This is a genomic window from Paenibacillus sp. J5 (genome assembly GCF_054955055.1).
Window position 1 is genome coordinate 152943 of sequence record NZ_JBUEDD010000010.1, and the last position, 26496, is coordinate 179438.

The 26496-nt window shown below is 57.0% G+C and carries 23 protein-coding genes and 1 pseudogene; 7 read left to right on the plus strand and 17 right to left on the minus strand.

Annotated elements, in window-relative coordinates:
* Positions 1-113: 113 nt before the first annotated feature.
* From coaD to ACY1JZ_RS18875, 3 genes are all read right to left on the minus strand, one after another.
* Complete coding sequence (gene coaD, locus ACY1JZ_RS18865) at positions 114-629, minus strand: pantetheine-phosphate adenylyltransferase (RefSeq protein ID WP_270171940.1); 516 nt, start codon at positions 627-629, stop codon at positions 114-116.
* Positions 599-1207 carry a 16S rRNA (guanine(966)-N(2))-methyltransferase RsmD gene (gene rsmD, locus ACY1JZ_RS18870; RefSeq protein ID WP_270171942.1) on the minus strand — a complete coding sequence of 203 codons (609 nt, stop codon included), beginning with the start codon at positions 1205-1207 and terminating at the stop codon, positions 599-601. Before rsmD ends, coaD begins: the two co-directional genes overlap by 31 nt.
* Positions 1208-1599: 392 nt before the next feature.
* On the minus strand, positions 1600-2355 hold the full coding sequence (locus ACY1JZ_RS18875) for an N-acetylmuramoyl-L-alanine amidase (RefSeq protein ID WP_270171944.1): 756 nt from the start codon (positions 2353-2355) through the stop codon (positions 1600-1602).
* Positions 2356-2683: 328 nt separating this feature from the next.
* Here ACY1JZ_RS18875 and ACY1JZ_RS18880 point away from each other — a divergent pair.
* The 4 genes and pseudogenes from ACY1JZ_RS18880 (at position 2684) to ACY1JZ_RS18895 (ending at position 4576) form a co-directional block, all read left to right on the plus strand.
* Positions 2684-2982: pseudogene (locus ACY1JZ_RS18880) on the plus strand (CD3324 family protein).
* A 73-nt stretch (positions 2983-3055) separates the two neighbouring features.
* A complete protein-coding gene (locus tag ACY1JZ_RS18885; RefSeq protein WP_462630476.1) occupies positions 3056-3526 on the plus strand; it encodes a YajG family lipoprotein in 471 nt (156 codons plus the stop codon).
* Between the two features lie 352 nt (positions 3527-3878).
* Complete coding sequence (locus ACY1JZ_RS18890) at positions 3879-4175, plus strand: serine hydrolase domain-containing protein (protein WP_462630477.1); 297 nt, start codon at positions 3879-3881, stop codon at positions 4173-4175.
* A 62-nt stretch (positions 4176-4237) separates the two neighbouring features.
* Positions 4238-4576, plus strand: a complete 339-nt coding sequence (locus tag ACY1JZ_RS18895; RefSeq protein ID WP_462630478.1) for a hypothetical protein — start codon at positions 4238-4240, stop codon at positions 4574-4576.
* Positions 4577-4608: 32 nt separating this feature from the next.
* Here ACY1JZ_RS18895 and ACY1JZ_RS18900 read toward each other — a convergent pair whose 3' ends face one another.
* The 4 genes from ACY1JZ_RS18900 to ACY1JZ_RS18915 are packed head-to-tail and all read right to left on the minus strand — an operon-like array spanning position 4609 to position 6259.
* Positions 4609-5016, minus strand: coding sequence for a LytTR family transcriptional regulator DNA-binding domain-containing protein (locus tag ACY1JZ_RS18900; protein ID WP_462630479.1), 408 nt, complete (start codon positions 5014-5016; stop codon positions 4609-4611).
* Positions 4974-5096, minus strand: coding sequence for an AgrD family cyclic lactone autoinducer peptide (locus tag ACY1JZ_RS18905; RefSeq protein WP_270171948.1), 123 nt, complete (start codon positions 5094-5096; stop codon positions 4974-4976). Before ACY1JZ_RS18905 ends, ACY1JZ_RS18900 begins: the two co-directional genes overlap by 43 nt.
* A complete protein-coding gene (locus ACY1JZ_RS18910; protein WP_462630480.1) occupies positions 5077-5628 on the minus strand; it encodes an accessory gene regulator ArgB-like protein in 552 nt (183 codons plus the stop codon). Before ACY1JZ_RS18910 ends, ACY1JZ_RS18905 begins: the two co-directional genes overlap by 20 nt.
* Positions 5594-6259 carry a hypothetical protein gene (locus ACY1JZ_RS18915; protein WP_462630481.1) on the minus strand — a complete coding sequence of 222 codons (666 nt, stop codon included), beginning with the start codon at positions 6257-6259 and terminating at the stop codon, positions 5594-5596. Before ACY1JZ_RS18915 ends, ACY1JZ_RS18910 begins: the two co-directional genes overlap by 35 nt.
* A gap of 266 nt (positions 6260-6525) precedes the next feature.
* Here ACY1JZ_RS18915 and ACY1JZ_RS18920 point away from each other — a divergent pair, with 266 nt between their 5' ends.
* The 3 genes from ACY1JZ_RS18920 to csaA all read left to right on the plus strand — a co-directional run bounded on the left by ACY1JZ_RS18920 (position 6526) and on the right by csaA (position 7811).
* The gene (locus ACY1JZ_RS18920; protein ID WP_270171954.1) at positions 6526-6864 is read left to right on the plus strand and encodes a helix-turn-helix domain-containing protein; all 339 of its coding nucleotides are present in this window, start codon (positions 6526-6528) and stop codon (positions 6862-6864) included.
* A 159-nt stretch (positions 6865-7023) separates the two neighbouring features.
* A complete protein-coding gene (locus ACY1JZ_RS18925; protein WP_462630482.1) occupies positions 7024-7362 on the plus strand; it encodes a helix-turn-helix domain-containing protein in 339 nt (112 codons plus the stop codon).
* A gap of 119 nt (positions 7363-7481) precedes the next feature.
* Positions 7482-7811, plus strand: coding sequence for a chaperone CsaA (csaA, locus tag ACY1JZ_RS18930; protein ID WP_462630483.1), 330 nt, complete (start codon positions 7482-7484; stop codon positions 7809-7811).
* A gap of 11 nt (positions 7812-7822) precedes the next feature.
* Here the strand turns inward: csaA and ACY1JZ_RS18935 are convergent, their stop codons facing one another.
* The 10 genes from ACY1JZ_RS18935 to ACY1JZ_RS18980 form a co-directional block, all read right to left on the minus strand.
* Positions 7823-8296 (minus strand): YhjD family protein, encoded by a 474-nt coding sequence (locus ACY1JZ_RS18935; RefSeq protein WP_270171958.1) that lies wholly within the window; start codon positions 8294-8296, stop codon positions 7823-7825.
* Positions 8293-9546 carry a DNA polymerase IV gene (locus ACY1JZ_RS18940; protein WP_462630484.1) on the minus strand — a complete coding sequence of 418 codons (1254 nt, stop codon included), beginning with the start codon at positions 9544-9546 and terminating at the stop codon, positions 8293-8295. The genes ACY1JZ_RS18935 and ACY1JZ_RS18940 overlap by 4 nt, the downstream gene beginning before the upstream one ends.
* 212 nt (positions 9547-9758) lie before the next feature.
* Entirely contained in the window at positions 9759-11408 is a 1650-nt protein-coding gene (locus ACY1JZ_RS18945) for a DUF2515 family protein (protein WP_462630485.1), read from the minus strand.
* A 185-nt stretch (positions 11409-11593) separates the two neighbouring features.
* On the minus strand, positions 11594-11881 hold the full coding sequence (locus tag ACY1JZ_RS18950; RefSeq protein WP_270171963.1) for a stage VI sporulation protein F: 288 nt from the start codon (positions 11879-11881) through the stop codon (positions 11594-11596).
* 97 nt (positions 11882-11978) lie between these two features.
* Entirely contained in the window at positions 11979-14033 is a 2055-nt protein-coding gene (recG, locus tag ACY1JZ_RS18955) for an ATP-dependent DNA helicase RecG (RefSeq protein ID WP_462630486.1), read from the minus strand.
* A gap of 10 nt (positions 14034-14043) precedes the next feature.
* The gene (locus tag ACY1JZ_RS18960; RefSeq protein WP_270171966.1) at positions 14044-14904 is read right to left on the minus strand and encodes a DegV family protein; all 861 of its coding nucleotides are present in this window, start codon (positions 14902-14904) and stop codon (positions 14044-14046) included.
* 24 nt (positions 14905-14928) lie between these two features.
* On the minus strand, positions 14929-16800 hold the full coding sequence (locus ACY1JZ_RS18965; protein WP_462630487.1) for a DAK2 domain-containing protein: 1872 nt from the start codon (positions 16798-16800) through the stop codon (positions 14929-14931).
* A gap of 14 nt (positions 16801-16814) precedes the next feature.
* Entirely contained in the window at positions 16815-17174 is a 360-nt protein-coding gene (locus tag ACY1JZ_RS18970; protein ID WP_270171968.1) for an Asp23/Gls24 family envelope stress response protein, read from the minus strand.
* Between the two features lie 330 nt (positions 17175-17504).
* The gene (locus tag ACY1JZ_RS18975; RefSeq protein WP_462630488.1) at positions 17505-18860 is read right to left on the minus strand and encodes an S-layer homology domain-containing protein; all 1356 of its coding nucleotides are present in this window, start codon (positions 18858-18860) and stop codon (positions 17505-17507) included.
* Positions 18861-18938: 78 nt separating this feature from the next.
* Positions 18939-26459 carry an immunoglobulin-like domain-containing protein gene (locus ACY1JZ_RS18980; RefSeq protein ID WP_462630489.1) on the minus strand — a complete coding sequence of 2507 codons (7521 nt, stop codon included), beginning with the start codon at positions 26457-26459 and terminating at the stop codon, positions 18939-18941.
* Positions 26460-26496: the final 37 nt, after the last annotated feature.

A 26496-nucleotide genomic window follows, 5' to 3' on the forward strand; every position in this document is an offset into this window, starting at 1 on the left:
CCCATGGCAACTCTACAGAGTTCGGCCTGATCCATTACCGTAGACAGATCACTGTGCAAGCACTCGCAGATCCCTCTCCCCAGAGGGAATAAACCAGGCGCACAGCTTGCGGCCTAGCTGTCCGGCTGCACCTCAGCGAACTTGACCTGCAACGCCTGCTCGACCTCAGGCGACACCAGTTCATGGACATTGCCCTGAAATTGAGCGATCTCCTTGACGATGCTGGAGCTGAGATACGAATATTTGGGATTGGTCATCATGAAGATCGTCTCGATGCCGTTGTCCAGATGCTGGTTGGTCGACGCCAGTTGCAGCTCATATTCAAAGTCAGTCACCGAACGAATGCCGCGCACGATCACCTGCGCATTTTTGGAGCGCATATAGCGGACGAGCAGATCGCGGAAGCTGTCAATTTCCACATTGGGCATCGGCTTGGTCACCTTGGCCAGCAGCTCCTTGCGCTCTTCGACGGAGAACAGCGGCTTTTTGCTACGGTTATTCAAGACAGCGACGATAACCCGATCGAACATCTTGGACGCCCGCTGAATAATATCGAGATGACCGAGCGTCACCGGATCGAAGCTGCCCGGATAGACCGCTACTCGTTCAAATCGTTCTGTTGTTGACATGTTGAAAGCCCCCCTGTATGCTGCGTCTGACGATAACTGTAGATGGTGATAGCGGTTTCGCCGTATACGGCGCGCTTGACTTGGCTGTAGTGACCGATCTGTTCCGAATAGTGATGATCAGATTCATGCTCAACCAGAACAGTAGCCCCCTCTTCGACCAACTCGCGAGCAGCAAGCTCCTCCATCAGCTCATCCACATCCTTCATCCGGTACGGCGGATCGAGGAAGATGAGCCGAAACGAGAGTCCCCGCTTGTGCAGCAGCTTGATCGCGCGGCGCGCATCATTTTTGTACACCTCGGCTCGCTCCTCCATCCTGGCCGCGGCAAGATTATGACGGATCACGTCGATGCTCGCCTTCTCCAGATCGACAAATATCGCCTTATCCATCCCCCTGCTCAGCGCTTCAATTCCTAATCCACCGGTGCCTGCGAACAGATCCAGCGCCATCCCGCCATCGAAGAAAGGGCCGATAATGCTAAAGACCGCCTCCTTCACCTTATCCGTCGTCGGCCTTGTCCGATTGCCGGGCACCGCCTTCAGCGGTCTCCCCTTGGCCTCGCCTGCAATCACTCTCACTTGCGGTGTTCTCCTTCCTGATGCTAGCATGCAAAAATTAACTTCTGCTATCGTACCACAATTCCCCCTTATTGAAAAAACAAAAAAGCGCCGAAATTTTTTCAGCGCTCATGTATAGCCACCCCGCAATTCGGACATCATGTAGATATGGCATCGCGAGATGCCGTAAGACAACCGCGGAGAAGACTTACGTTTCCCCATAAGCTCTTCGTCCGGTTTCTCCTCTCCCATATTTAGACCACTCCTGCAAAGGGGTGGTCGCTTTTATGTGTAGAACAAAAATAGAACCGACCAACCCATAATACACAACATTCGAGGTGATTTTTCGTGGTCGGTTCTTCCATTATATATGAAGAAAGAGCCAGGACATACCAACCCCGGCTCTCTTTGCGTTACTTCTGCAGCAGCCCGAGCCGATCCAGGATGACAGCCAACTGCTCGCGGGTTACCGGCTGCCCGATGCCGAATTCATCCGTGGTCACCCCGTTCATAATGCCCGCTTCCGTCACCTTGCCGATTGCTGCCGCCGCCCAATGCTCCTGCGGCACATCCTTGAAGCCGTTAATCATCTGTTCCCCACCTCCCGTGGCCGCCTTCAGTCCGTAGACCTCCGCCACTCCTGCCGCCAGCGCTTGCGCGCATTGCCTCCGGTAGCCATCTGTCTGAAGCAGCCGTGCCTCCTCCAGATGCGTCATGAAGCCGCACTCCACCAGTATAGCCGGCATTGCCGTCTCCCGCAGTACATGAAAGTTAGCTTGCTTGACCCCGCGGTCGCGCCGACCTGTCAGCTTCACCAGTTGCCGCTGCACCGCCTGCGCCAGCCGCAGCGAGGCAGCGGAGGACAAAGGATGAATGTACGTTTCGATTCCCTCTGCCGTGCTCCAACTGCTGCCGCTGGCATTGGCATGAATAGACAGATAGATATCTGCTCGCCACTGGTTCGCCTTGTCCGTCCGCTCCTTGAGCGGCACATCACGACTCCCGTCCTCGGCATGTACCATCAGCGTCTCCACCTTGCCATATTGCTGCAGCAGCTCACGCAAGTAGACCGCGACCGCATGATTGAACTGAAACTCCCGCAAGCTGCCGTCCGGCGAACGCTTGCCCGCTGTTTGTGGGCCATGCCCCGCATCGATCGCTATTCTCATATGCAGTCCCCCCTCCTTCCTCATCGTATGCGCCGCCTGTCCCAGACATCGCGGCTCGTACCATGCCGGCGATACATTTTGCATGATGTGCAGCGGAGCCACAAGATGTCATGGAGATGAGCGGAGCGGTGTCATTTCTCTTATCCTGATGAATAGATTCCAGAATAGGTTGAATGCGTTTACGCTGTATGTTAACCTTGAACTGCATAACGCTCCAATATATGTATTTTAGAGAGAGGGTTGATACCATGTTATTCCTATTGTGTTAATACAAGATAGCAGGTTCCGTTCTACTTTATAGATTTTATATATAGGGAGCGGTGCCTCGATGAAATATGTAAAAGGAAATGTCATTTCCCCTGAAAGATTGCTCAAAGAAATCCAAGAATACATCCAGGGCGAATTCGTATATATTCCACAGAAGATGGAGCACGTAAACCATGGGGTGAAAAATCGGGTCAGAGAGACAAACTGGCGCGAAGAAACCAAGAGATTCGTGAGAAGTTCAAAGCTGGCGTGTCCATTGATCAGCTTACGGAGAGCTATCATCTATCCCACGATACGATAAAATCATTGCTTCTGAGGAATTGGATGGGTAGATATCCTACTCTTATCCAAAAGTCATAGGTGCCGTATTCACGTGTATGGAAGGCGGGTTGAACAAGTACGGCTCAAATACAGTCAGTTAGGATGGTTAAAAATGAAAACAAGATTCATTCTGATCGTAGCGGTGTCAGCGCTTCTATTAACGGCTTGTCAAAACGGAGTCAATCCTCCCCCATCTCCATCTGATGGACGAAAAAATGGTGGGGCTGTCGTTGAGGAAAACAATCATGCAGAACCGAAATCGGAATCTACCCCCATTAAAGGGGAGTTAGTCATTGATGATCACATTAACAATGAAGTGGTTAAGGTGATTCAAAATTATATGCAAGCTACACATACAAAAGATGAAGACTTGATTAGATCGACCGTATTAGATGGAATTGGTTTGGATGAACGTGCATTTTCGCTTTGGAATAATTCAGAAAGCTTTGAGTTGAAACAACTAACCTATGGACAAGGCGATGAAAAAATTGAAGTGGTAAGTGTGACCTTCACAAATGACGAAATTTTATCTTTTGCACTTACAAAAACAGATAGTGGATGGAAAATTTATGATGTAGATTAAAGTTCTTTTCAAAGCTGAGGCTCGGCAGTTGTTTTTCACTGTCGAGCCTCATTTATGCTTAAAATACATCTAATTGTTCTCTCTATATATTAGAAGATGAGATATTTTTTATACTTAATGCAGGGCAGTTCTTCGATACGTGTTGGAGCAGCAGAATGATATCGTGTGATGTCATCTGTTTCAACCTCCGACGGGAGCAGATTATGCCGAATTTCCGTTAAGCTTGAGACCACATTGGGACTGTAGGAAAACAAAGAGAAGCAGTCTTTCAATCCAGAAGGAGATAGACAGATATGCATAATATGAACGCTGAAATGATGAAGGAAATCAATGTATTTGGAAAACCGTGCCTATGTACAATGTTACTGCGCCCGATAGCTTCCTGCCATTGTTTCAGAATCTTCCAATGAAGTTTGAACCCGGAGCTCAGTTTTCATACAGCAATGCTGGATTCATTGTGCTTGGATTGATTGTTGAAAAATTAACGGGATTACGTTTTAACGATTATGTGGAAGAACATATCTTTCGAGCTTGTGGAATGCATGATTCTGGATACTTTCGCATGGAGCAGTTGCCTGAACGCACCGCTATTGGCTATGTAGGTACTGAGATAATTGGAAGACCAACATCTACTCCATTCCCATTGTAGGAGGACCGGATGGAGGAGCCTATACGACAGTAGATGATTTAACCAGGTTTTGGAACGGATTAATGAGCAATCGATTATTATCGAGAGGCCTCACGGAACGCATGCTTTTCCCGCACGTTCAAGACCGTGAGTTTATCCATTATGGCTATGGCGTTTGGTTGACCATTATAGGCCATAAAAAGTTCAAGTATTTTGTCATGGGGGGAGACCCCGGTGTTGTTATGCAATCCTCGTATTACCCTGAATGGAAGGCGAAAGCTCACGTTCTGGCAAATGTGGATTCAGGAGGGCTGGCTTCATTGCCTCCCAAATCGATGAAGTCCTTTTCCGTTCGTCGTAATCCTTCTGAAGACGATGCTAATATGGATATGCTGCGTCTACCCCGACCACGGGAGGCCTGAACGTAACCAAACCCCGCACAAAATGTGCGGGGCTACTTTAACTCTCGGATTTTTTTCGCTATAATCCGATAGTTGCTGCGTGCGACGTTGCATGGCTTCTCGCCAGGCTGAGGCTTCTCGTTGAAGTACAGCCTGTACCATGTAGGGTCCATTCGTTTCACGTTGGACAGGTTAGCGATGCAGGGCCGGTCAACCAGCTCAAATGTCAGCCCTGCGGTCTGGAAGGCGCGAAGCCAGCGCTCAAGCGAATTGGGAAGATAATAGACGCTATCGCTTGTATGCACCAATATCCGGTTCTGCACCATCTCCAGAAACAAGATGTCCCCCACCCGGATATTTTCCAGACCTCGGCCCTCCAGATCCCTTGATGCCGCGACATACAGCCCTTCTACCGGATCTATGTCAGCAATTCTTCGGGCACCTCTGGCTGGTTCACCCACAGAAAGCTGGCGCTCATGACGGACAAGGCCGCCGTGCAGCTTATTAAGGCTGCCGCTGCTCTAAGTGCTCTTTTGCTCATTGGTTATCACCTCCTTTCGCGGCCGGAGCGTAATGAGTGAGATGGACTGAACAAACCAGCTCAAGGCGAGCAGGTCGGACTGAATGCGCAGATTGGTCAGCACCAGTAGCAGTCCTACCACCTTCAGCAACGGATGATAGGCAACCGGTATGCGCGTCTGTCGTTCGATGCCTGCCGGCGCATACAGCGCAACCAGCACGCCGCTGACGACCGTCATCGTCAACACCAGGTAGCCGCCGGGCTGAATCAAGGTCAAGGCCGCGGCCGTTGCTGAGGAGACGACGACACAGATTGTCCCTGACTTGAAATGGTAGCCGCCGGTAAACGCCCGCAGCAGGGCAAATGCGAACAGCACGGTCATCGTCTCCGCCAGCTTGCCCAGCGCCAGCCCGAATACGGCGCTAAGCGCAAGCGTGAAGACCGTATTAAGCACAATCGCCCATCCGTAACGCAGCACCGCCTCGCTAACCGGTTCATCGGGTATCGCCTGTTTCATTCTACCTGCCAGATGTCTGGCTAAGACTTCTAACATGACGCCGCTCCTTTCGATACAGAACATGCAGCAGCAGGATCAGGAGGACAGCGAAGACCACAGCAGCGATGAGCACTTCATACTGGAACATGAAGACCGCAGCGACAAACGCAATATCCACGCAGATGAGAGACGCTAACAGCCTGTCTCCCGCCTGCACCCGTACCCAGCCTAGCGGGAAGGTGAATCCAAACCCCTTGCGGTACTGCACATAGCTGACGGCAAACAGCAGCGAGGTATTGATTGACTGTAGCAGGAATGCATCCAACGTATTGCTGCGAATAGCATCATCCTGGGGTATCAGGCTCGCCTCACCCAGCGTATACAGTGTAACGGACTGAAGCGCCCCGTACACGGTATACCCTGTGACAGCCATCACAATCGCCGCACCAGCGGACACCTGGCTGCGCGCAAGCAGAGCCAGCGAGCACATCAGCAGCGACATGGCCGGGACGTACTGCGGATTGTCTACGACCTGCCACAGGACGTAACTGACTGCCGACATCAGCAACGAAATGCATGCATAGTAGTGGACATCCGCTGTAATCCGGTACCTGAACAGCGATAACACTATGCCGAATATAGACATGCATTCCAACGTGGAGAACAGCAAGAAGCATAGGGCACTCACCAATGTCCCACCTTTAATTGAACCTATAGGGTAATTGTGAATATTATACCATTTTTAACTTATAGGTTCAACTTGAATTTTGAGCTATGTAGCATTCATATGCTGGTTGCTATATTCATAGTAAGCATCATAGCAACGTTAAAGCGCTGTCAGCATGAGATGTCACTGCTATGGAAGAGCTTCGATCGGCGCAGCCGACTCCAGTCTCTCCATAACAGGGGGCCTGCTATTGGCTCAACCCCTGTACTTCAGGATAGGTGATAGAGATGAGCTTTGATTACACATTAATCGGGAAACGAATCAGAAAAGCGAGGGAGAACAAGGGATTAACTCAGGAGAAGCTTGCCGAGCAGCTCGATGTTTCCAATGCTTACATAAGCAAGATCGAACGTGGCAGAACACCGGTTAACCTGGATAGACTCTCCGAGCTTTGCGTTGTGCTTGAGGAAACGCCGGAATATATTCTCGGCGGCACGAACAAGGCCTCCAATGATTTTCTGCGCAATGAGATCATCGATATGCTTGAGGGCTGTCCGCCCGGCAAGATTAAGCTGATCTCACAGATCGTCAAGCATATCGTCGACTACGATGACCCATCATCCTGAGCCTGAGCGTCATGCAGGCTCGCAAGGCTGGACAGGCAAGACTACACCACGCTGTCATTGCTATGGATGAATTCTAATCGGTGCATCCGACGCTAATCTTTCCATAACAGGGGGCCTGCTATTGGCCCAACCCCTGTGACTTCAGGATAGGTGATAGAGATGAGCTTTGATTACACATTAATCGGGAAACGAATCAGAAAAGCGAGAAAGAACAAGGGATTAACTCAGGAGAAGCTTGCCGAGCAGCTCGATGTTTCCAATGCTTACATAAGCAAGATCGAACGTGGCAGAACACCGGTTAACCTGGATAGACTCTCCGAGCTTTGCGTTGTGCTTGAGGAAACGCCGGAATATATTCTCGGCGGCACGAACAAGGCCTCCAATGATTTTCTGCGCAACGAGATCATCGATATGCTTGAGGGCTGTCCGCCCGGCAAGATTAAGCTGATCTCACAGATCGTCAAGCATATCGTCGACTACGATGACCCATCATCCTGAGCCTGAGCGTCATACAGGCTCGCAAGGCTGGACAGGCAAGACTACACCTCGCAGGAGACTCGGGCGCTGCAGCGGCGAAGCCCGGGTCTTTTGCTATTTCACTTAGGAGGAACCCCATCATGGCAACCTTAGACGATTTTATGGCGCTCGACATGCGGATCGGCACCATCCTACAGGCCGAGCCCTTCCCAGAGGCCCGAAAGCCCGCCATACGGCTGCAGATTGATCTGGGCGAGCTGGGCATTAAGAGCTCCTCAGCGCAGATTACGCAGCGCTACACCCCAGAGCAACTGATCGGGCGGCAAGTAGTCGCCATCGTTAACTTTCCCCCGCGCCGCATCGCCGGCTTCAAGTCCGAGGTGCTCGTGCTGGGCGCCGTGCCCGGAGAAGGCGATGTCGTGCTGCTGCAGCCCGATCAACCGCTAGCAAACGGCACCCCGATCGCTTAGAGCGCTGCCAGCTAGCGGAACATCTCCTGCACATACCGGGCGATGCGCATGCTCATCTCCGAGCGGATCACATCGCGCAGCATCGCAAACTGGTTCTCGTAGCCCCGGCATATAAAATGATAATGCAGCGCGCTGTCGATCCGCTCATCCTCGAATACCTTGATGCTGCGGTTGCGCAGCTCGCGCCGGGTTCGCGCCAGATCATGATGAATGCGGGTCAGCAGCACCTGCGACGCTTTGATATACAGCCCCTTCATCGAATAGCCGGACAATTCGATTTCGCGGCTGTTTTTCTCGACTACGCTGAGCATCATCGGCAGCAGCACCACATCACGGATCAGCTCCAGCTCCTCGCGGGTCGGAATCTGCGCACGAGCCTGCTCCGAATTGCCCCCCTCCTTCATCAGCAGATACTGCTCCCGATGCTCGGGCAGCATCATGCGGCTCGACTCCCAGCGCCCATTGCCCTCCAGCTTCTTGCTCATTTATAATGCCCTCCAATCTTCGCCTCGCGCTCACGCGCCTGGGCAGCATCCGTCAGAGAAGACGCGCGCAGCAGCGCCGCGGCTCCGAAGCGCGCCTTGATCGTATCCGTCGCCTTGGCGAGCCGCCGCTTGCGCTCCCGATCGCCAAACATCGTCAGTTGGTATTCCCCATCGGGAGACAGCCCGGACAGCGCCACCCCCAATTGCCGCACCGGCTCGCCATTCCAATGCGCATAGAACAGCTTGCGCGCAGCCGCATACACCTCATCTGTAAGATGCGTCGGGTCAAGCAGCGTACTCTGTCTGGAGAACCCTGTAGGCGCGTCATAGTCCGCACCGCGCGCGCTGACAGCCAGCACGCGGCCCATATAGCCCTTGGCCCGGCAGCGCCGACACACCTCCTCGCTCAGCTCCAGCAAAATAATATTGATCTCCTCCGGCGCTGCGTAATCATAGGGCAGCGTCATCTGATGCCCAACCGCCTGCTGACGGTCATGTGTCGATAGCGCTACCGGGCTGGGATCGAGCCCCCTGGCCGTCTGCCAATACAGCTCCGCCTGAATATCGCTGTTGCGACCCAGCCGCAGCCGAAGTCGCCGCTTCAGCTCCGGCAGCGGCACAGCAGCCAGCTCCCCGATCGTGCGCAGCCCCATCCGCTCAAAATGCCGCGCCATGCGCGAGCCGACACCGAACAGTTGGCGGATCGGACGCGGCCACAGCAGCTCCTCCACCCGCGCTGTCGGCAAAGTGAACACGCCCTCTGTCAGCTTCTTCGCCCAAATATCCGTCGCCATCTTCGCCAGCACCTTCGTCGGTCCGATACCGACCCGCGCCCACACACCGGTACTGAGCAAAATATAGTCCTGCAACTGCCGAGCCAGCTCGGGCGGCGAGCCGAAGTAGCGCAGCGAGCCCGTCACATCAAGAAATTGCTCATCAATGGAATACGGCTCTACCAGATCGGTGAACCGATGAAAAATCTCGGTAATCTTCAACGAAGCTTCAATATAGGTCTGCATGCGCGGACGGATGACGACCAGCTCCGGGCATTGTCCCAGCGCCTCACCCAGCCGCTGCGCCGTCGTCACCCCGCGCTCCTTGGCGAGCGGGCACGCAGCCAGAATAATGCCGGAGCGCCGTGCAGGATCGCCTGCAACAGCGAGCGGCCGATCGCGATACTCGGGGTGGGCTGACTTTTCCACAGATGCATAGAACGATTGGCAATCCACCAGCATGATGACTCGCTCCATTTTTTCTCCCCCTCCATAACAAGCGGCTGCCCCGGCTCTTCGCCCTTTGCCGCACAACGAATATATGTTCGTATCTATTATATACCGAACAAACATTCGTTATGCAACAGGAAATTATTTACGTCCTTCCCCTGACGGATTGCATGGCAAAAAGGGAGACAGCAAGCACGCGCTCGCCGTCTCCCTCCTCCAGCCATCCTTCCTCGCCCCTGCTATCCCTGCGACCAGCCTGCGCTCCTTGCCGCTGCAGCGGCAAGCTTGAGCTTGGACAAGCCGAAGCCATACTCATTCGTCATCTCAAAGGACGGCGGCAGGCTCAGCCGTGTCAGATGACGCTCCACATCCCCCAATCCCGCAAACCAATCTCCCGGTACGGGGCGCTCCAGCGGACGGTCCGGCCAAGCCTGCGACAGCATCGGGCTAAGGATCAGCCTGCCCGCGTCCTGCCGCCTATCCGCAATCCCTGACGCTTCTCCTCCATTGCTGCCAGCACCCTCCGCTTGGCCTGGAGCAAACAGATGCGGCGCATAGTCCGCTCTGGAGCCGCTATGACGAACAGCGCGAGCGAAGCGCACAACGCCCTGGTGCACCTCGGGAACAGCAAATAGCAGCGCATATAGCTGCTTGCCGAATTCAATCCGCTCCTCCAGATGACCGAAGTTCTCCAGAATCAGACCCGCCAGCCGCAGCGGTTGAGGCCAAGCCGCATAGGGAAAGATGACCTGATTAAGCTGCAACAGCGATTGCAGCTCGAAAAATGAAGCCTGCACCACCCGCTCGCTCAGCTCCGGGTGCTGCACCACTCTGCGCTCAATATAATGCTGCTCGTTAATAATGAGCGACACGGTCAACAACGCCGCATCCCGATCGCGCCAAAAAATCCGCCAGGCCGGGAACATGAATCGCGATACCCCCAGCGCAGGCAACAGATACGACAGATCGCGCCCCGCCCGCTTGCCCGCCTCATACAGCAGCAGTTGGGGATAAGCATCCCCAAAAATGAATGCATTGGCCCGCTCCAGCAGCCAGAACGTATCCTCCCGCTGCTGCCAAGACAGCAGCCCAGGCAGCAGTCCGCCCTGCAGATCCGTCATATTCCAGCCGCCATTGCGCGACACCATATGCGCCAGCAGCGCCCAATGCAGCTCCGGGTGCCGCCTGTACATGTCCCAATAAGCCTGAGTGCGCGTCACATTATTGCGGTTGCAGCGCTCCGTCCGCTCCTGAATACTGTGCAGCAGCTCCGTCTCCTGCTCGCTGCACAGCTCGCTCTCACGCCGCAAGCGAGCCTCCGCAGACACGCTGCCATGCGGCGACCATTCAGGAACAGGGCGAACAGACTCATCTGCACCGCCCCTGCCAGGACCCGCCTGATCAGCCTTCGCATTGACTTCATCCCCTGTACCGTCATGCCTGCCCCTTGCACCACGCGCAGCTCCCAGCGAGCGGTGCTTGGCTGCATGACGGCGGTCAGCCAAACCAGACTTCTGCGCGGCACCCGGCGCCGCTTGGGATAAGGCCGCGGAGTCGGCAGCATCCATAGACGCCTGAGCGCCAAGCTCGCTAGCCGCCTCCATGGCGCTCCCGATCCGCTGGCTGCTTGCCAGCAGCGGCCCAGAGGACATCCGCCCCATCCGGCGGCAAGCCTGGAGCAGCAGCTGCAGCGAATCCGGGCGCAAACGGAGCTGGCGCGCACTGCGGGCCATACGACGGGATCGCTGTTGCCCCCGCCATTTGGCAACAACATAGTAGAGCGCGTGCTGTGGCAGCCGCAGCAGGCGGCCGGATTGTCTTAGCGCCGCCTTGATCCAATCCCGCACTTTCCTCCACGGCGCACCGATGCGCTTGTTCCCTTGCCCCATTAGCCTGCACTCCTTCGTATCGATCCTAACTACCAGTATCGGCACGAGCGGATGGCTTTCATTCAAGCTCCAGGCAAAAAAAACGGTTCACCTGCCCTCACAAGGACAGATGAACCGTTCTCCTGTACGCACCCGGCCCCATACAATCGAGGGCACCTGGGCGGGACGGCTGGCATCGGCACATATTAGCGAAACATGCCCCACAGCTTGATGAGATGAAACGTATTCTTCGGATCAATCTTCTGGGCGATCACGAACGCCACCAGTTGCTCCTCCTGCGTATCCGTCAGCGGCTCCTTCAGGATCGCCGCCGCCGACTTGACCAACCGCCGCACCTTGCCGCGGTCCTGAAGATCCTGCTTCGACAGATCCGACACCAGCAGCTTGATCCGCTCCTTGGTCGGCGTATGCTTCAGCTTCGCCTTCACGCGCTCGACCAGCTCCGGGCGGATGCCGAACTTCTTGTAGCTCATGAGATGCGCACCTCCGTATTCAGGCCTGGCCGTCTCTGGCGAGCGGCCCGATAGCCGACAATTCTTTACTATATGCCGGCTCTGCCCGGAAGTTGCGTCAGTCGAGCAAGTCTCCCTGGAAAATCTGCTCCCGCGTCAGCCGCTCGCGCAGCGCCCCATACTCCGGCAGCTTCCAGAAGCGCTCATCCGCCACGAGCTGCGCCGCATCATCGCGCGCCTGCTCCAGCACCGCGAAGTCGCTCGACATATCGGCGAGCTTGAACTCCGGCAGCCCGCTCTGCTTGGTTCCGAAGAAGTCGCCTGGGCCGCGCAGCTCCAGATCACGCCGCGACACCTCGAAGCCGTCATCCGTCTCCGTCATCACCTTCATCCGCTCCTGCCCGATCTCCGACTTCGGGTCAGCGATGAGCACACAGTACGACTGATGAGCGCCCCGCCCGACACGGCCGCGCAACTGATGCAGCTGCGACAGACCGAAGCGCTCGGCATCCATCACCACCATCAGCGTCGCGTTCGGCACATCGACGCCAACCTCAACCACTGTCGTCGAGACGAGCACCTGCGTCTCATTGACGCTGAACTGGCGCATCGCCTCCTCCTTCTCCGCCGCTGCCATCCGCCCGTGCAGCAGACCGACGCGATAATCGGGGAAGGCTTGCTGCAACTGCACATGCAGGTCAATCGCATTTTGCACATCGAGCTTGTCCGACTCCTCGATCAACGGGCAGATCAGATACGCCTGCCTGCCTGCCGACACCTCGCGGCGGATGAAGCCCAATACCCGATTCAGCAGCTCGTGCTTGACCCAATAGGTCTTGATCGGCTTGCGCCCCTGCGGCCGCTCGCGCAGCGTCGATACATCCATGTCGCCGAAGGCCGTAATCGCCAGCGTGCGGGGAATCGGCGTCGCCGTCATCGTCAGCACATCCGGGTTCATCCCCTTGCGCCGCAGCACACTGCGCTGATTCACCCCGAAGCGGTGCTGCTCATCCGTCACCACAACGCCAAGCTGTTGAAAATGAACCCCGTCCTGAATGAGCGCATGCGTGCCCACTGCAATCTGCGTCAGTCCCATCTGCAGTCCGCCCAGCACATCGCGCCGCTGGCGCTCCGTCATGCTGCCCGTCAGCAGCCCAACCTGCACATGATACGGCTCGAACAGCCGCTGCAAGGAGCGCATATGCTGCTCTGCCAGTATCTCCGTCGGCACCATCAGCGCTCCCTGATGACCCGAGGTTACAGCCGCATATAGCGCGATCGCTGCGACCACCGTCTTGCCAGAGCCAACGTCGCCCTGCAGTAGCCGGTTCATGCAGTATGGCTGGCGCATGTCATGCAGAATTTCGTTCGTCACCTTCTTCTGCGATTCCGTCAGCTCGAAGGGCAACTGGCGGACGAAGGCCAGCACTGCCTCATTGTCGATCTTGTGGGCGACCCCGTCCTTGCGATCGCGATTCCAGGCGCGGTAAGCGTGCAGCTTCAGTTGGAACAGAAATAACTCCTCATACACCATTCGCCGCCGCGCCTCCTGCCCCTCATGCGAGTCCTCGGGATGGTGGATGCGCCGAATTGCCTCGCGGCGCGGCATAAGTCGGTGCTGGGTCACCAGCTCGCGCGGCAGCACCTCCTCAACCATCGTGCCGTATTGCAGCAGCGCCTGCCCGATCGTCTTGCGCATCCAGTTCTGCGTGAGCGAGCCCCCGACGGAGTAGACCGGCTGCAGCGTGCCTGATTTGGCGGATGCGCCACCGGGGAACTCCGAATCCGCCACCGTTAGCTGCAGCCTGCGCTGATCCCATTTGCCTGTCAGCACAATCTCACGCCCTGGCTGAAGCTGATCCTTCAGATAATGACGGTTGAAGAAGACCGCTGTCACCAGCCATTGCTCGACCGCCACCTTACAGCTCAACCGGGACTTCGCGCGTCCGTAGCGCTGCATGACCGGCTCCCCCATAATCTTGCCCTGCACCGTAATCTTCTCGCCATCCTTCACCGAGGATAGCTCCCGAATCCGGTAATCCTCATAACGAAACGGATAATACTCCAGCAGATCTCCAACCGTATGAACGCCAAAGGCGTGAAGCTCCTGTTCCTTCGGAGCACTCACGCCTTTCACTTGGCGGACAGAAATCTGATCTATAACCATCGTCATCGTTCCACCCTCACGCCCTTGACATGAAAATAGCGGCTGCGCCCGGACCCACATGGGTGCCGATGACCGCGCCCAGCTTCGTAAAGCCGACCTCGCGCACATCAAAATGCGCCTTCGCCAGCTCCAGCAGCTCCGCCGCATTGCCTTCATGGTGTGCAGAGGCCATCATAATATGAACGGGCACACCGTCGAAGTCCTGCTTCAGCAGCTCCATCATTCGAGCCATTGCCTTGCGCTGACCACGCACCTTGTCCACTGCGGCAACCATACCCTCATTATCTACGGTCAAGATCGGCTTAATGTTCAGAATCGAGCCGAACAGCGCCGCCGCCTTGCCGATCCTTCCGCCCTTTTGCAAATATTCCAGTGTATCCACCAGGAAGTACAGCCGAATATCCTGACGCAGCCGGGCAATCTCGGCTAGAATCTCCTCCTTGCCCGCCCCTTCCCTCGCCATCCGGGCTGCCTTCACCACCGCAATGCCGTAGCCGTAGGAGGCCATCTTCGAGTCGATGACCGTAATATCCCCTTCCTGCTCCTGCAAGGAGGTTGCCAGCAGCGCCGACTGGTACGTCCCGCTAAGCGCTGAGGACAGATGCAACGAGATAATCGCTGCGCCAGGATGCTCCTTCAGCAGCCGGTCATAGACCGCCATGAAGTCGGCCGGCGAGGGCTGCGAGGTCGTGGGCAATACATCCGAAGCGATCAGCTTGGTGAAGAATTCATCCGATTCGATCGTTACGGCGTCTTCATACACCTCATGGCCGAAATGCACCTTGAGCGGCACCATGATGATGCCTAGCTCCTCCCGCACCTCGCGAGCAATGTCCGCTGTACTGTCCGTCACAATAATGACCTGCTGTGCTCCCATGATCTTCCCCCCCTCTCCTTAACATTATTCTACGGCAAAAAGATACGGATATAAAGGCTGACCGCCGCTGTGAACCTCCAGCTCCACCTCTGGATACGTCTCGCGCAGCCAGTCCGACAGCTCCTCGGTCACCGCCTGCGGCGCATCCTCGCCGGTGAGGATCGTCACCAGCTCTCCGCTGTCGCCGATCATGCGAGAGAGCAGCTCGCGGCAGACGCCGATCAACTCAGGCGCTGACGCCACGATGGCCTTCTCCTGAATGCCAATATAATCGCCTGCTGCAATCGTCAGCTCCTCGATGGCCGTGTCGCGCACCGCATGCGTCACCTGCCCGGAGCGCACCTGTTGTGCCGCCTCCTGCATGAACGCCTCATTGCGCTGCGGCGTCTCATGATCCTTGAAGGCCAGCAGCGCCGCCATCCCTTGCGGAATCGAGCGGGTCGGTATGACAGTTACCTGCCGCTCGCTCAGCTCAGCGGCCTGCTGAGCTGCCAATATAATGTTGCTGTTGTTCGGCAAAATATAGATATGCTCTGCAGGAAGCGAATGAATTGCCTGCACGAAGTCCTCAGCGCTCGGATTCATGGTCTGACCGCCAGACAACACAATATCGACATTATTATCAAGGAAGATGCTCGCAATGCCCTCACCCAGCGCCACGCTGATGATTCCATACGGCGCCAGCTCATAAACCTCCTCCAGCGCGCTCGGCGCAGCAGCACCGGCGAGCACCGAAGGCATCTGGGCAGCGAGCGCCTCCTCCTCAACGCTCGCATAGCTGCTCCATGCCGGAGCAACCTCTATGCTCTCATCATAGACCGTGCCATCATGAAGCAGATCGCGGTGCTGCTCACGCATGTTCAGAATCTGAATATCGGTAAGCTCGCCATACGGCAGCGACAGATTCAATACATCCCCCGGCTTGCGCGAGTGGACATGCACCTTGATGACATCGTCATCAACGATGACCAGAATCGAGTCTCCATCCTGCGACAATGCCTGCTTGAAGGATGCCTCATCGAACTGGACAGCCGGAACCCCTCCCAGCGTCCGCTGAATGAAAAACTCCATGTCATACAAATATTCAATGGTCTCCGTCGAAAGCTGCGACTGGGCTGCTGCGGAGGCTGGAGCAGCAGACGCTGAACGCCCGCTCCCCTGGCTGGCAGCCGTATGAGCAACCGCCCCGCGCGCGCTCCCCAGCGGCGCTCCCTTCTTCTCCAGGCTCGCCGCTGGAGGAACGCTGTCCCGATGTCCCTCCTGCATGACGCCAGCCTCCGCTCCACGCAGGCTCTGCAGAAAGCCCTCATAGATATAGACCAGCCCCTGGCCGCCCGAATCGACAACGCCGACCTGCTTGAGCACCGGCAACAGCTCTGGCGTGCGCGCCAGCGCCTCATTCGCCTTCGCGCAGACCTCCTCCATCAGCTCTGTTATGCTCTGGGCACGACGAGCATAGTAAACCGCATGCTTGGCAGCCTCCTTGGCAACCGTCAGGATCGTTCCTTCCACCGGCTTGACGACAGCTCGATAGGCTGTATCGACTCCCTGCTGCAGCGCTGCTGCGAATTGGACAGGCGTCACCTGCTCCTGTCCAGCCACACCGCGGGCAAAGCCGCGGAATAGCTGAGACAAAATAACGCCAGAGTTGCCTCTTGCGCCCATCAGAAGCCCCTTGGAGAGCACCTCCGTCACCTTTGCCAGCGATTCCGATGGCTTGCCGCGCAGCTCCTGCACCCCGGCGTTCATCGTCAGATTCATATTCGTTCCCGTATCGCCATCCGGCACTGGAAACACATTTAGCGCATTGACATGCTCCACATGCCGCTGTAGATGCTCAGCTCCTATAAAAACCATTGCAGTAAAGTCGCTTCCATTAATAAAGCGCTTACTCATATGGATACCCTCCCCTACCGAGATACACGAACGCCTTGAACAAATACATGAACATGATCAGCCTGAATGCCAACCACCTCATTGAGCACGTATTTGACTTTGGATTGAATGTTATGCGCGACCTCTGAAATTTTGACTCCGTAGCTTACGATGATATACAGATCGATGTGCAGTGCGTCTTGCTCCCGGCGAAGTTCGACCCCTCTGGACAGGTTCTCGCGGCCTAGCAGTTCGGCGATGCCGTCCTTGAACTGCTTGCGGGATGCCATGCCTACAAGTCCGTAACACTCCATAGCGGCAGATCCGGCAATTACAGATACAACCTCATCGGCAATATATATCGTCCCGGATTCTGTGTTCATCTGAATCGTCACGGCGCTCACTCCCCTTGTGTTCATTATGCAGCGCGACTTGCGCTCGCGGGCAAACAAAACTATGTATGGATGCCAAGCCATCTATCCTGCAACGAGGACTATTCAACATTGTACTATAAAAAAAAGCGATATAGAAGACAAACGAGCCGATATTGGCGATGTACAGCCACCTTATCGGCTATTTCCTTAATTTTAAGCACTTTTAAGCCGCTTTGCAAATGTTTACTACTAAAGCAATCTTCCCTCTCCATCTAGCTTTGCCAAAAACAGAATCACCATCCCTGTCGCCGACTCGGCGGTTTGGGTATGGTGATTCTAAATTTGTTCTGATTAGTTCAAGGCGAGCGCCTGGAGGATGACAGCCGCAGCTTCCGCCCGCGTAGCCAATCCTTTTGGACGCAGAGAACCGTCCTTATAGCCGCTCATAATGCCGTTGGACGATACCGCGGCAACTGCCTTTTGCGCCCAGGCTGCAATGTCGGCGCTATCCGTGAACGAGCTTTCGGCTTCAACCTCAGACAGCTTGGCAGCCTTGGCAATCATCACCGCCATCTGCTCACGTGTAATGAGATCATTAGGCCCAAATCGTTCGGCGCTGTAGCCATTGACGATGCCGGCCTCCACAGCAGCCACGATCGCGTCCTTCGCCCAGTGCGAAGCGGTATCCTCGAACGCAGCGCTGCCCTTCGCCTCCAGCTTGTACGCCTTGGTCAGCACCGACACAAACTCCGCGCGGGTAATATTATTATTCGGCTTGAAGGTGCCGTCGGGATAGCCGCTAATCGCGTTCAGTGCAACGAGCTTCTGGATCGGAGCCGCAGCCCAGTGGCCGCTGATGTCCGTCAGAACCGGAGTAGACGGCTTCGGATCGCTCGGGAGCTTCTCGGAGAGAACGGCAAATTTGGTAAAATGGTTCACGGTTCCCGAGAGCGTGCGTGTCGCCCAATTGACCTGCTGATTGTCAAGCGGAACCCAGATGCCCTTGGTCTCATCGAGCCAACCGATGACCACTTTATGCGTGCTCAGGGTAATGCCTGACACGCTGATTGGCAAGGTGATCGTGATCGGCTTCAGGAAATTGCCGCTCTTGTCCTTCGTAATTTCAAATACATCGCTTGCTAGCACCTGTTCTGCAGGAACCGGAAGCTTCGATGTATCCGCGACCTTCACAACGGTAATGCGCATGCTGCTGTCCAGCGCCGCGGCAGGTATATCGATGACTGCACCGTTCAGCACAGCCTGACCGCCCGCAACCTGAATCTGCTGGCTGTTGCTTGGTGTCGTCGTGGAGGCGTCTCCTCCGCCTCCTCCGCCGCCACCGCCAGTGGAGCCGCCAGAGGTCGAGGCTGCCTTCACCTCGAACGGATCGGAGGCAACGTCTGTTCCTTGGCCGACCGCCGCCGTATAGGTGCCCAGCGTTGCCCCGGCAGGCAGCTTGATGGATACCGAATACGTGCCGCCGCTTGTCTTCACGACATCATAATAGAGCACGGTATTGTTCGGTGCAACAACCTTGACAATCACTTCTGAATAGCTGGATGATCCGGCGATCGTAATCGTATCCCCAGGCACCTTGCTCGTAATATCCGTAATCGTGACATTATTCGAGGCCGCCCATGCATGACCCGGAATGGCTGCCAGCAGGAGCACCGCAATAATCATTAGATGGAACCAACGTTTGTTCACGCCATGTTTCCTCTCTTTCATGGAATCATCGAACCCGGCCCTGCGGCCAGGTTCGATGGACAAGGATATAACCAGGGATTAGTTCAGAACAACCGGATCGGCCAGCGCATTACCCACTTCCGTGAAGCTGCCGCTGTAGGCGTCTGCTACAAACACTTTTACGGAGTAGTTGGCGCCAGATACGTTGAAGTGAGCCTTCAACTCCTCGGCAGAAGCCACATCCTTCTCCAACACCACGATGCTGACCGGCTCATTGCCGCGCATCAGTTGGAAGATAACCACCTCATTGCCGCTGTGAGTCATACCCGCAGTAGGCGAGACGGTCACCTTCGCCAGTACACCATTGGTGGTTGTCAGCGAGCCATCGCTGATGACGAACGGCTTCGCTCCCTCGGCAGCATAAGCAACCGTGGCCTTGTCGCTCTCCTCCAGACCTGCCCGGGTGACAGACACCAGAACCGTACCGCCACCTGTTCCCAGTTGCGCGACGGTAACGGTAGCCGAAGTCGCCTGAGCGCCAACCGTCTCTGTGCCCAGCAATACATTCAAGGCACTGTATACGCGCACGACATCGCCAGCTTGCAAGCCGCCAACCTCAATCGTATCCGACTGATTCTGCTCGCGGTTGACGACCATAATATTCGCCGCAGCAGGCTGTGACGTTTTCACGCGCTTCAGCACCGTGACTGTAAAGCTCTTCGTCTCCGTCACATTGCCCTTGGTGATCGTCGCTGTCAGCGTCACCGCCTTGTCGCCGGACGCATTCGCCGGGCGCGTCACCACGCCGCTTGCCGCGATCACATTCGCATCGCTCGTTGCCCAGGCGATCGTTGTGCCACTCGCTCCGCTGAGCGGCAGCGTCAGATTGCCCGTCACCGCCGAGGCTGTCTCATTGCCTGTGAAGCCGATCGCCAGCGCCGTCTTGTCAGCCGCTACCGACTCGCTATCGTTCAGCGCCGATTGCTTCAACACGTTCACGATGAACTGCTTCGTCTCCGTCACATTGCCCTTCGTAATCGTCGCTGTCAGCGTCACGGCCTTGTCGCTGGACGTATTCGCCGGGCGCGTCACCACGCCGCTCGCTGCGATCACATTCGCATCGCTCGTTGCCCAGGCGATCGTTGTGCCACTCGCTCCGCTGAGCGGCAGCGTCAGATTGCCCGTCACCGCCGAGGCTGTCTCGTTGCCTGTGAAGCCGATCGCCAGCGCCGTCTTGTCAGCCGCTACCGACTCGCTATCGTTCAGCGCCGATTGCTTCAACACGTTCACGATGAACTGCTTCGTCTCCGTCACATTGCCCTTCGTAATCGTCGCTGTCAGCGTCACGGCCTTATCGCTGGACGCATTCGCCGGGCGCTTCACCACGCCGCTTGCCGCGATCACATTCGCATCGCTCGTTGCCCAGGCGATCGTTGTGCCACTCGCTCCGCTGAGCGGCAGCGTCAGATTGCCCGTCACCGCCGAGGCTGTCTCATTGCCTGTGAAGCCGATCGCCAGCGCCGTCTTGTCGGCTGCTACCGATTCGCTATCGTTCAGCGCCGATTGCTTCAACACGTTCACGATGAATTGCTTCGTCTCCGTCACATTGCCCTTGGTGATCGTCGCTGTCAGCGTCACCGCCTTGTCGCTGGACGTATTCGCCGGGCGCGTCACCGTGCCGCTCGCCGCAATCACATTCGCATCGCTCGTTGCCCAGGCGATCGTTGTGCCACTCGCTCCGCTGAGCGGCAGCGTCAGATTGCCCGTCACCGCCGAGGCTATCTCGTTGCCTGTGAAGCCGATCGCCAGCGCCGTCTTGTCGGCTGCTACCGACTCGCTATCGTTCAGCGCCGATTGCTTCACCACGTTCACGATGAACTGCTTCGTCTCCGTCACATTGCCCTTCGTAATCGTCGCTGTCAGCGTCACGGCCTTATCGCTGGACGCATTCGCCGGGCGCGTCACCACGCCGCTTGCCGCGATCACATTCGCATCGCTCGTTGCCCAGGCGATCGTTGTGCCACTCGCTCCGCTGAGCGGCAGCGTCAGATTGCCCGTCACCGCCGAGGCTGTCTCGTTGCCTGTGAAGCCGATCGCCAGCGCCGTCTTGTCGGCTGCTACCGACTCGCTATCGTTCAGCGCCGATTGCTTCAACACGTTCACGATGAATTGCTTCGTCTCCGTCACATTGCCCTTGGTGATCGTCGCCGACAACGTGATCGCCTTATCGCCAGCCGTATGCGCGGGTCGGGTCACTGTGCCATTTAGCGAGATGACATTCGCATCGCTGGACAGCCAGGCAATCGTCGTGCCGTTCGCTCCAGCCGTCGGCAGGGTCAGATTGCCGCTTACGGCAGACTCTGTATCTGTACCGGAGAAGCCGAGTGCAAGCGCCGCCTTGTCCGCTGCTGCCGACTCCACATCATTCAGTGTGAGCTGCTTGAGCACCGTCACTGTGAATAGCTTCGTCTCGGTCTCTCCGCCCTTCGTAATCGTTGCCGTCAAGGTGACCGTCTTGTCTCCCGCAGTGAAGGCCGGACGGGTGACCGTGCCATCAGCCGCAACAACCGTCGTATCACTAGATGTCCAGGTGACGACCGAGCCATTCGCTCCTGCTGTCGGCAAGCCCAGAGGGTTAACCACTCCTGCCGCCGTATCTGCTCCGTTATAGGTCAGGCGAAGCGCAGCCGCATCCTCCTCCACTGCTTCCGCATCATTATACTGATCCAGCCGCAGAACATTCAGCGTAAATTCCTTCGTCTGCGTTGAGGCGCCCTTGACAATCGTCGCCGTCAGCTTGACAATCGCATTGCCTGCCTTGCGTGCAGGGCGGCTCACCTCGCCTGTAGTCGACACGACATCCTCATCCGCGGAGGCCCATGTAATCGTCGTGCCATAATCGCCTGCGACTGGCAAGGTCAGATCGCCTGTCACCGACGCTGCCGAATTGCTGCCGGAATAACCGATATTCAAGGCAGATGCATCAGCGCCAACCGCTTCCGCATCGGTGATGTCGTTTTTGACGACGATAATGACGAATTGCTTCGTTCTCGTCTGGCCCTGGTAGCTCAGCGTCGCCTTCAAGGTAACGGCTGCATCCCCATCCAGGTACGCAGGGCGGGTGACTTCGCCAAGAGCGCCTGCACCCGAATCGACATTGACATACGACTTGCTCGATTCCCAGGTAATGACCGAACCGCCCGCGCCACTCACCGGCAGCGTCAGATGATCCAGCACCTCGCTTGGCGAATCGCCACTGGCGAAACCGATCTGCAGCGCATTGGCGTCACGCGCCAGCGTCCCCTGATCGATCGCCGCGTCCAGCGCGTCCTGGATGCTGGCCTTGTCCGCATAGCCGTTCGTAACCGGCGCGGCCAGACGCACCTGATTGGCTGCCTCCAGCTTGTCCGCAGCGCTGAGCAGGTTGAAGTCGGTCAGATCCAGCCCAAGGCTGACATCTGTCAGTGCGGCAAGAGCTGCGGAATCGGTTGCGGCAATATTAACCGCTGCAACTGGCTGACGATCGAGCACCGCCTGATCAAAGGCCGCTTGAATCGCATTCTGATCAGCATAGCCTGCGCCTGCCGGAATCCCTGCCAATACATCCGCCGAAATCGCGAGCTGGTCCGCCATCTTCCACTGGTTTGCAGGGCTGAGATTAAGACCAAGGCTCATATCGCCCAGCGCTGTACCCATAGCCAAGGCGCTCGTTGCCAGGTTGACCGCCGCAATCGGCTGACGAGCCGTTACAGCGGAATCGAAGGCACTCTGCACCGCTGCCCAGTCCGCGAAGCCCGGATACCCCCCGCCAGGACGCGCAGCATGCACCGCAGCAGCAACAGCCTCGCGGTCATTGGTGAGCCAGCTCGTGAACACGCCCTGATCTAGCCCCTCCGGCTCTGTAGCGAGCACCGTCAGGATGTCTGCGCCAGAAGCAGCCAGGTTCAGCGCGGCAATCGGCTGACGCTCGGTCATCTTAGCCGAGAATGCCGCCGCCAGTGCGCCCGTATCTGCATAGCCGTCCGCCGGGCGGGCCGCTACGAGCGCAGCCGACACAGCAGCCTGGTCAATAGCCACCCAGCCGCCATACACGGTCAGATCGAGCGTCAATTCAGTCTCGTAGGCGTTCAGAGCGAGATCCATCTCATCCTCATCCTCAGCCAGGTTGACCGCTGCCAGCGGTGTTCGGGCCACTAGCGCGTCATTAAACTTCAACTGAATATCAGACAACGTAGCATAGCCCGTGCCTACGTCCGCCAGCACAACGCCTGCCACGTAGAGCTGATCCTCTGTGCTCCAATTGTCAAAATTGTACCGTACCAGACCAAGCGCATTCGACTTCAGCGAGGCCAGCATCGCTTCCTCATCTGCCGCAGCGTTCACCGCAACGATCGGCTTGCGTGCGTCGATTCCATCTTCCAGCGCGGTCTGCACCGCTGCCTTGGTTGCATAGCCAGTGCCCCGGTTAGTCCGAACATATTCAGCTACCGCCAGCTTGTCCACATCGAGCCAGCCTGCGTACTCGTCCAGCGTCAGCGCAAGCGTTGCATCCTCGATCGCTGTCTTCATCTGAGCAGCACTGGCCGCCGCATTGACCGCCGCCATCGGAGCATCCGCAGCAATCGCCGCCGCCAGTGCGCTCTGCACCGCTGCGACATCGGCATAGCCGGACGCAGGACGCTCATCGACCAGATAAGCAGACACGAGCAGCCGGTTCGCATCGGAAGGGAGTGCGTCATAAGCGGTACGGTCAAGCCCTGTAATCGCTTCGACAGCCGTCTTCGCCGCGGCCCCCGTCGTCGCCAGATTCAATTCAGCAATCGGCTGCCTGGCCGTTACCTTCGCATTCAGTGCCGCCTGTATTGCAGCCTTGTCCGCATAGCCAGTCGTATCCGCTGCTTGATCTGCCAGCAGTCCGGCAAGCACCGCATCGACGTCCACGGCAAGCCAGCCCGAGTAGCCGGAAACGTTCAGATTGAGCGTGGCCCCCTCCAGCGCAAGCCTCAGCTCTGCTTCTGTAGCGGCGCTGTTGACGGCCGCCTCCGGCTCGCGATTGTTAACCGCTACATTGAAGGCCGTCTGCACATTAGCCAGCATCGTCCAGGAGCCTCCACCACGGATCGAGATTACGATCGCAGCCGCAGCCGTCTGATCCGCAGGCTTCCAGTTCTCATAGATGCCCTGAACCAGCCCAAGATCGACTGCCTCCAGCGCCGTCTCCATCGATGCTTCGTCAGCAGCGATATTGACCGCCTGAATGGCATTCGCCAGATCCAGCGCCGCTTGGACCGCAGCCTTGTTCTCAAAGCCGTCCAGCGGACGATTATCGGCAACAATAGCTGCAATCTGCGTGCCATACGTAGCATATAGTGCGCCAAGGGTGAGATTCAGCGCCGCGTCAGTCAACGCAGCATCCATCTCTGTTGCATTCGTCGCAGCATTGACCGACGCCAGCGGCATCACATCACTAACCGCCGTATTGAACGCGGCCTGCACTGCGGCTTGATCCGCATATCCGATCGTTGGAACATTCGCAAGGACATGAGCCGACACCGCTGCCTTGTCTGCACTCTTCCAGCCGCTCCAGTGCGTCCCGAGATTCAAGGCCAGATCGTTATCCTCCAGCGCAGCCTGCATCGCGGCTTCATCGACCGCAAGGTTCACAGCCGCTACCGATGCGCGCGCATCAACCGCACTATCAAATACCGTCACGAGCGCCGCCTTGGTAGCAAAAGCTCCATTAGAGGTACGATGCTGAAGTACACTGCTCGCTACCGCTGTCCGATCTGCAGATTTCGTATAGCTGGTATAGAGCGCATTGGCAGGGAGCGCCAGATCGGCATCCTCAAGTGCCAACTGCATCGCCGCTGCATCTGCCGCCAGGTTGACACTCGCCAGCGGTGCTCTGTTCAGCTCCGCCGCGTCGAACACCAGCTCGGCAGCCGGGCCGCTCACATATCCATCGGATGGACGAGCACCCAGCACCTCCTGGGCAACCGCCAGTTTATCGACATTATCCCATGCTGCAGGCGGCAGCAGATTAATTCCCGCCAGCGCTGTCAGCATCGCTGCCGCGTCAGCAGACAGATTGACCGCTGCAACAGGCGTTCGGTTCGTTACAGCCGTGTCAAATGCCGTCTGTACAGCGGCCTGATCGATATAGCCGTCTCCAGAGCGGGCGCTCTGCACCGCATCAGCGACCGCATTGCGGTCAGCCGTCAGCCAGGTCGAATACACGCCTGGCGTCAAGCCCAGCAGAGCAGCTTCCAGCGCTGCGCGCATCGCGGCTGTGTCGCCTGCCAGGTTGACCGCTGCCAGCGGCGCATTGGCGGCAAGCGCTGCATCGAGCGCCGCTTGAACCGCAGCCTTGTCAGCAAACCCTCCGCCTGGGCGAGCAGCAAGCACCGCATCCGCTACCGTGTTTTTATCATTAAGCAGCAGGCCGTTATACGTGTCCAGAGAGAGTCCCAGCACGACAGCCGTCAACGCGCTCTTGATGCTGCCCCGATCCGCCGCCGCGTTGACCACATCCACCGCCTGGCTGATCTGCTCCGCTGCTACATGCACACTCAGCGCTGCCTGAATAGCCGGCTGATTGGCAAAGCTGCCATCCGCTGTCCTTTGATTCAGCATCGCTTGTGCCGCCGCCAGCCTGTGCGCCGCATTCAGCTTGTAGTACTCGACAAGATCCAGACCAAGCCCGGCTGCCTCGAGCGCCGACTTCATCTCTGCAGCGTCAACAGCGCCGTTCACGACCGCCACAGCGGCAGCATAGGCCGCCTCCATTGCCTTGAGCGTGACCAGCTCGTTGAGCTTTGTCTGAATCGCATTTTTATCCGCGAATGCGCCGTTGCTCTGCTTTTCATCGTACATTTGCTGCGCGACCGCCAAGCGATCGGTGGCATTCAGATTTTGGTAGGAGGTCAAAATAAGTCCGAGGTAAGGGTCGCCCAGTGCTGTTGCCAGCGCATTGGCATCGGCGGCCTGATTGACTCCCGCTACAGCCGTTGCCAGTGCTTCCGCATCAAGCGCCTCTTGTACAGCATCGTTGAGCCAATTCTGGATGTCCGTCTGGCTAGTAAAGCTGCCCCCTTGATTGGAGCGATGCTGAAGCATCAGTGCTGCCGCATTCAGCTTGCCATCCGGTGTGCTCAGATTGTTGTACGTGGTCAAAATCAGCCCGAGCGCCGTGCTTTCCAGTGCGGTTCTCATCTCGGAGGCGGTGGCCGCATTGTTCACCGCCGCGATCGCATTGGCCAGCAGCTCGATATTTTGCCGATCGGATACATACGTATTCAACTGCTCCTGAATGTCCTGCTGAGTGGCATAACCGCCGCCGGGACGACTATCGATCATACTTTGCGCTACAATGACTTGCCCTTGAGCGCTCAGCGTGCCGTAGCTCGTCAGGTTAAGTGCCAGATCGGGGCGGGCGAGCGCCGTCTGCATCTCAGCGGCGGTTGCCGCATTGTTCACATCCGCTATCGCAGCCAGCTCATCTGCACTGGCCACAGGTGCCGGAATCAGCGAGACGACCGAGGAGACCGCAATGGCAGCCGACATCATCGCAGCCACATTTTTAGTTAAAGGCTTGTGCTCATCACTTTTCTTATTGGACATGGGTTAGACCTCTCTTTTTTGGCATATAAAATCCCGT

Excerpts from the sequence above, each read along its gene's own strand:
- ACY1JZ_RS18960 (WP_270171966.1), bottom strand. The coding sequence starts at position 14,904 with ATGGGAGCACAGCAGGTCATTATTGTGACGGACAGTACAGCGGACATT.
- ACY1JZ_RS18940 (WP_462630484.1), bottom strand. The coding sequence starts at position 9,546 with ATGGAGCGAGTCATCATGCTGGTGGATTGCCAATCGTTCTATGCATCT.
- coaD (WP_270171940.1), bottom strand. The coding sequence starts at position 629 with ATGTCAACAACAGAACGATTTGAACGAGTAGCGGTCTATCCGGGCAGC.
- ACY1JZ_RS18945 (WP_462630485.1), bottom strand. The coding sequence starts at position 11,408 with ATGGGGCAAGGGAACAAGCGCATCGGTGCGCCGTGGAGGAAAGTGCGG.
- ACY1JZ_RS18905 (WP_270171948.1), bottom strand. The coding sequence starts at position 5,096 with ATGAGCAAAAGAGCACTTAGAGCAGCGGCAGCCTTAATAAGCTGCACG.
- ACY1JZ_RS18950 (WP_270171963.1), bottom strand. The coding sequence starts at position 11,881 with ATGAGCTACAAGAAGTTCGGCATCCGCCCGGAGCTGGTCGAGCGCGTG.
- ACY1JZ_RS18920 (WP_270171954.1), top strand. The coding sequence starts at position 6,526 with ATGAGCTTTGATTACACATTAATCGGGAAACGAATCAGAAAAGCGAGG.
- ACY1JZ_RS18875 (WP_270171944.1), bottom strand. The coding sequence starts at position 2,355 with ATGAGAATAGCGATCGATGCGGGGCATGGCCCACAAACAGCGGGCAAG.
- ACY1JZ_RS18895 (WP_462630478.1), top strand. The coding sequence starts at position 4,238 with ATGAGCAATCGATTATTATCGAGAGGCCTCACGGAACGCATGCTTTTC.
- ACY1JZ_RS18925 (WP_462630482.1), top strand. The coding sequence starts at position 7,024 with ATGAGCTTTGATTACACATTAATCGGGAAACGAATCAGAAAAGCGAGA.
- ACY1JZ_RS18935 (WP_270171958.1), bottom strand. The coding sequence starts at position 8,296 with ATGAGCAAGAAGCTGGAGGGCAATGGGCGCTGGGAGTCGAGCCGCATG.
- ACY1JZ_RS18980 (WP_462630489.1), bottom strand. The coding sequence starts at position 26,459 with ATGTCCAATAAGAAAAGTGATGAGCACAAGCCTTTAACTAAAAATGTG.
- ACY1JZ_RS18885 (WP_462630476.1), top strand. The coding sequence starts at position 3,056 with ATGAAAACAAGATTCATTCTGATCGTAGCGGTGTCAGCGCTTCTATTA.
- ACY1JZ_RS18910 (WP_462630480.1), bottom strand. The coding sequence starts at position 5,628 with ATGTTAGAAGTCTTAGCCAGACATCTGGCAGGTAGAATGAAACAGGCG.
- ACY1JZ_RS18965 (WP_462630487.1), bottom strand. The coding sequence starts at position 16,800 with ATGAGTAAGCGCTTTATTAATGGAAGCGACTTTACTGCAATGGTTTTT.
- csaA (WP_462630483.1), top strand. The coding sequence starts at position 7,482 with ATGGCAACCTTAGACGATTTTATGGCGCTCGACATGCGGATCGGCACC.
- ACY1JZ_RS18890 (WP_462630477.1), top strand. The coding sequence starts at position 3,879 with ATGTACAATGTTACTGCGCCCGATAGCTTCCTGCCATTGTTTCAGAAT.
- recG (WP_462630486.1), bottom strand. The coding sequence starts at position 14,033 with ATGACGATGGTTATAGATCAGATTTCTGTCCGCCAAGTGAAAGGCGTG.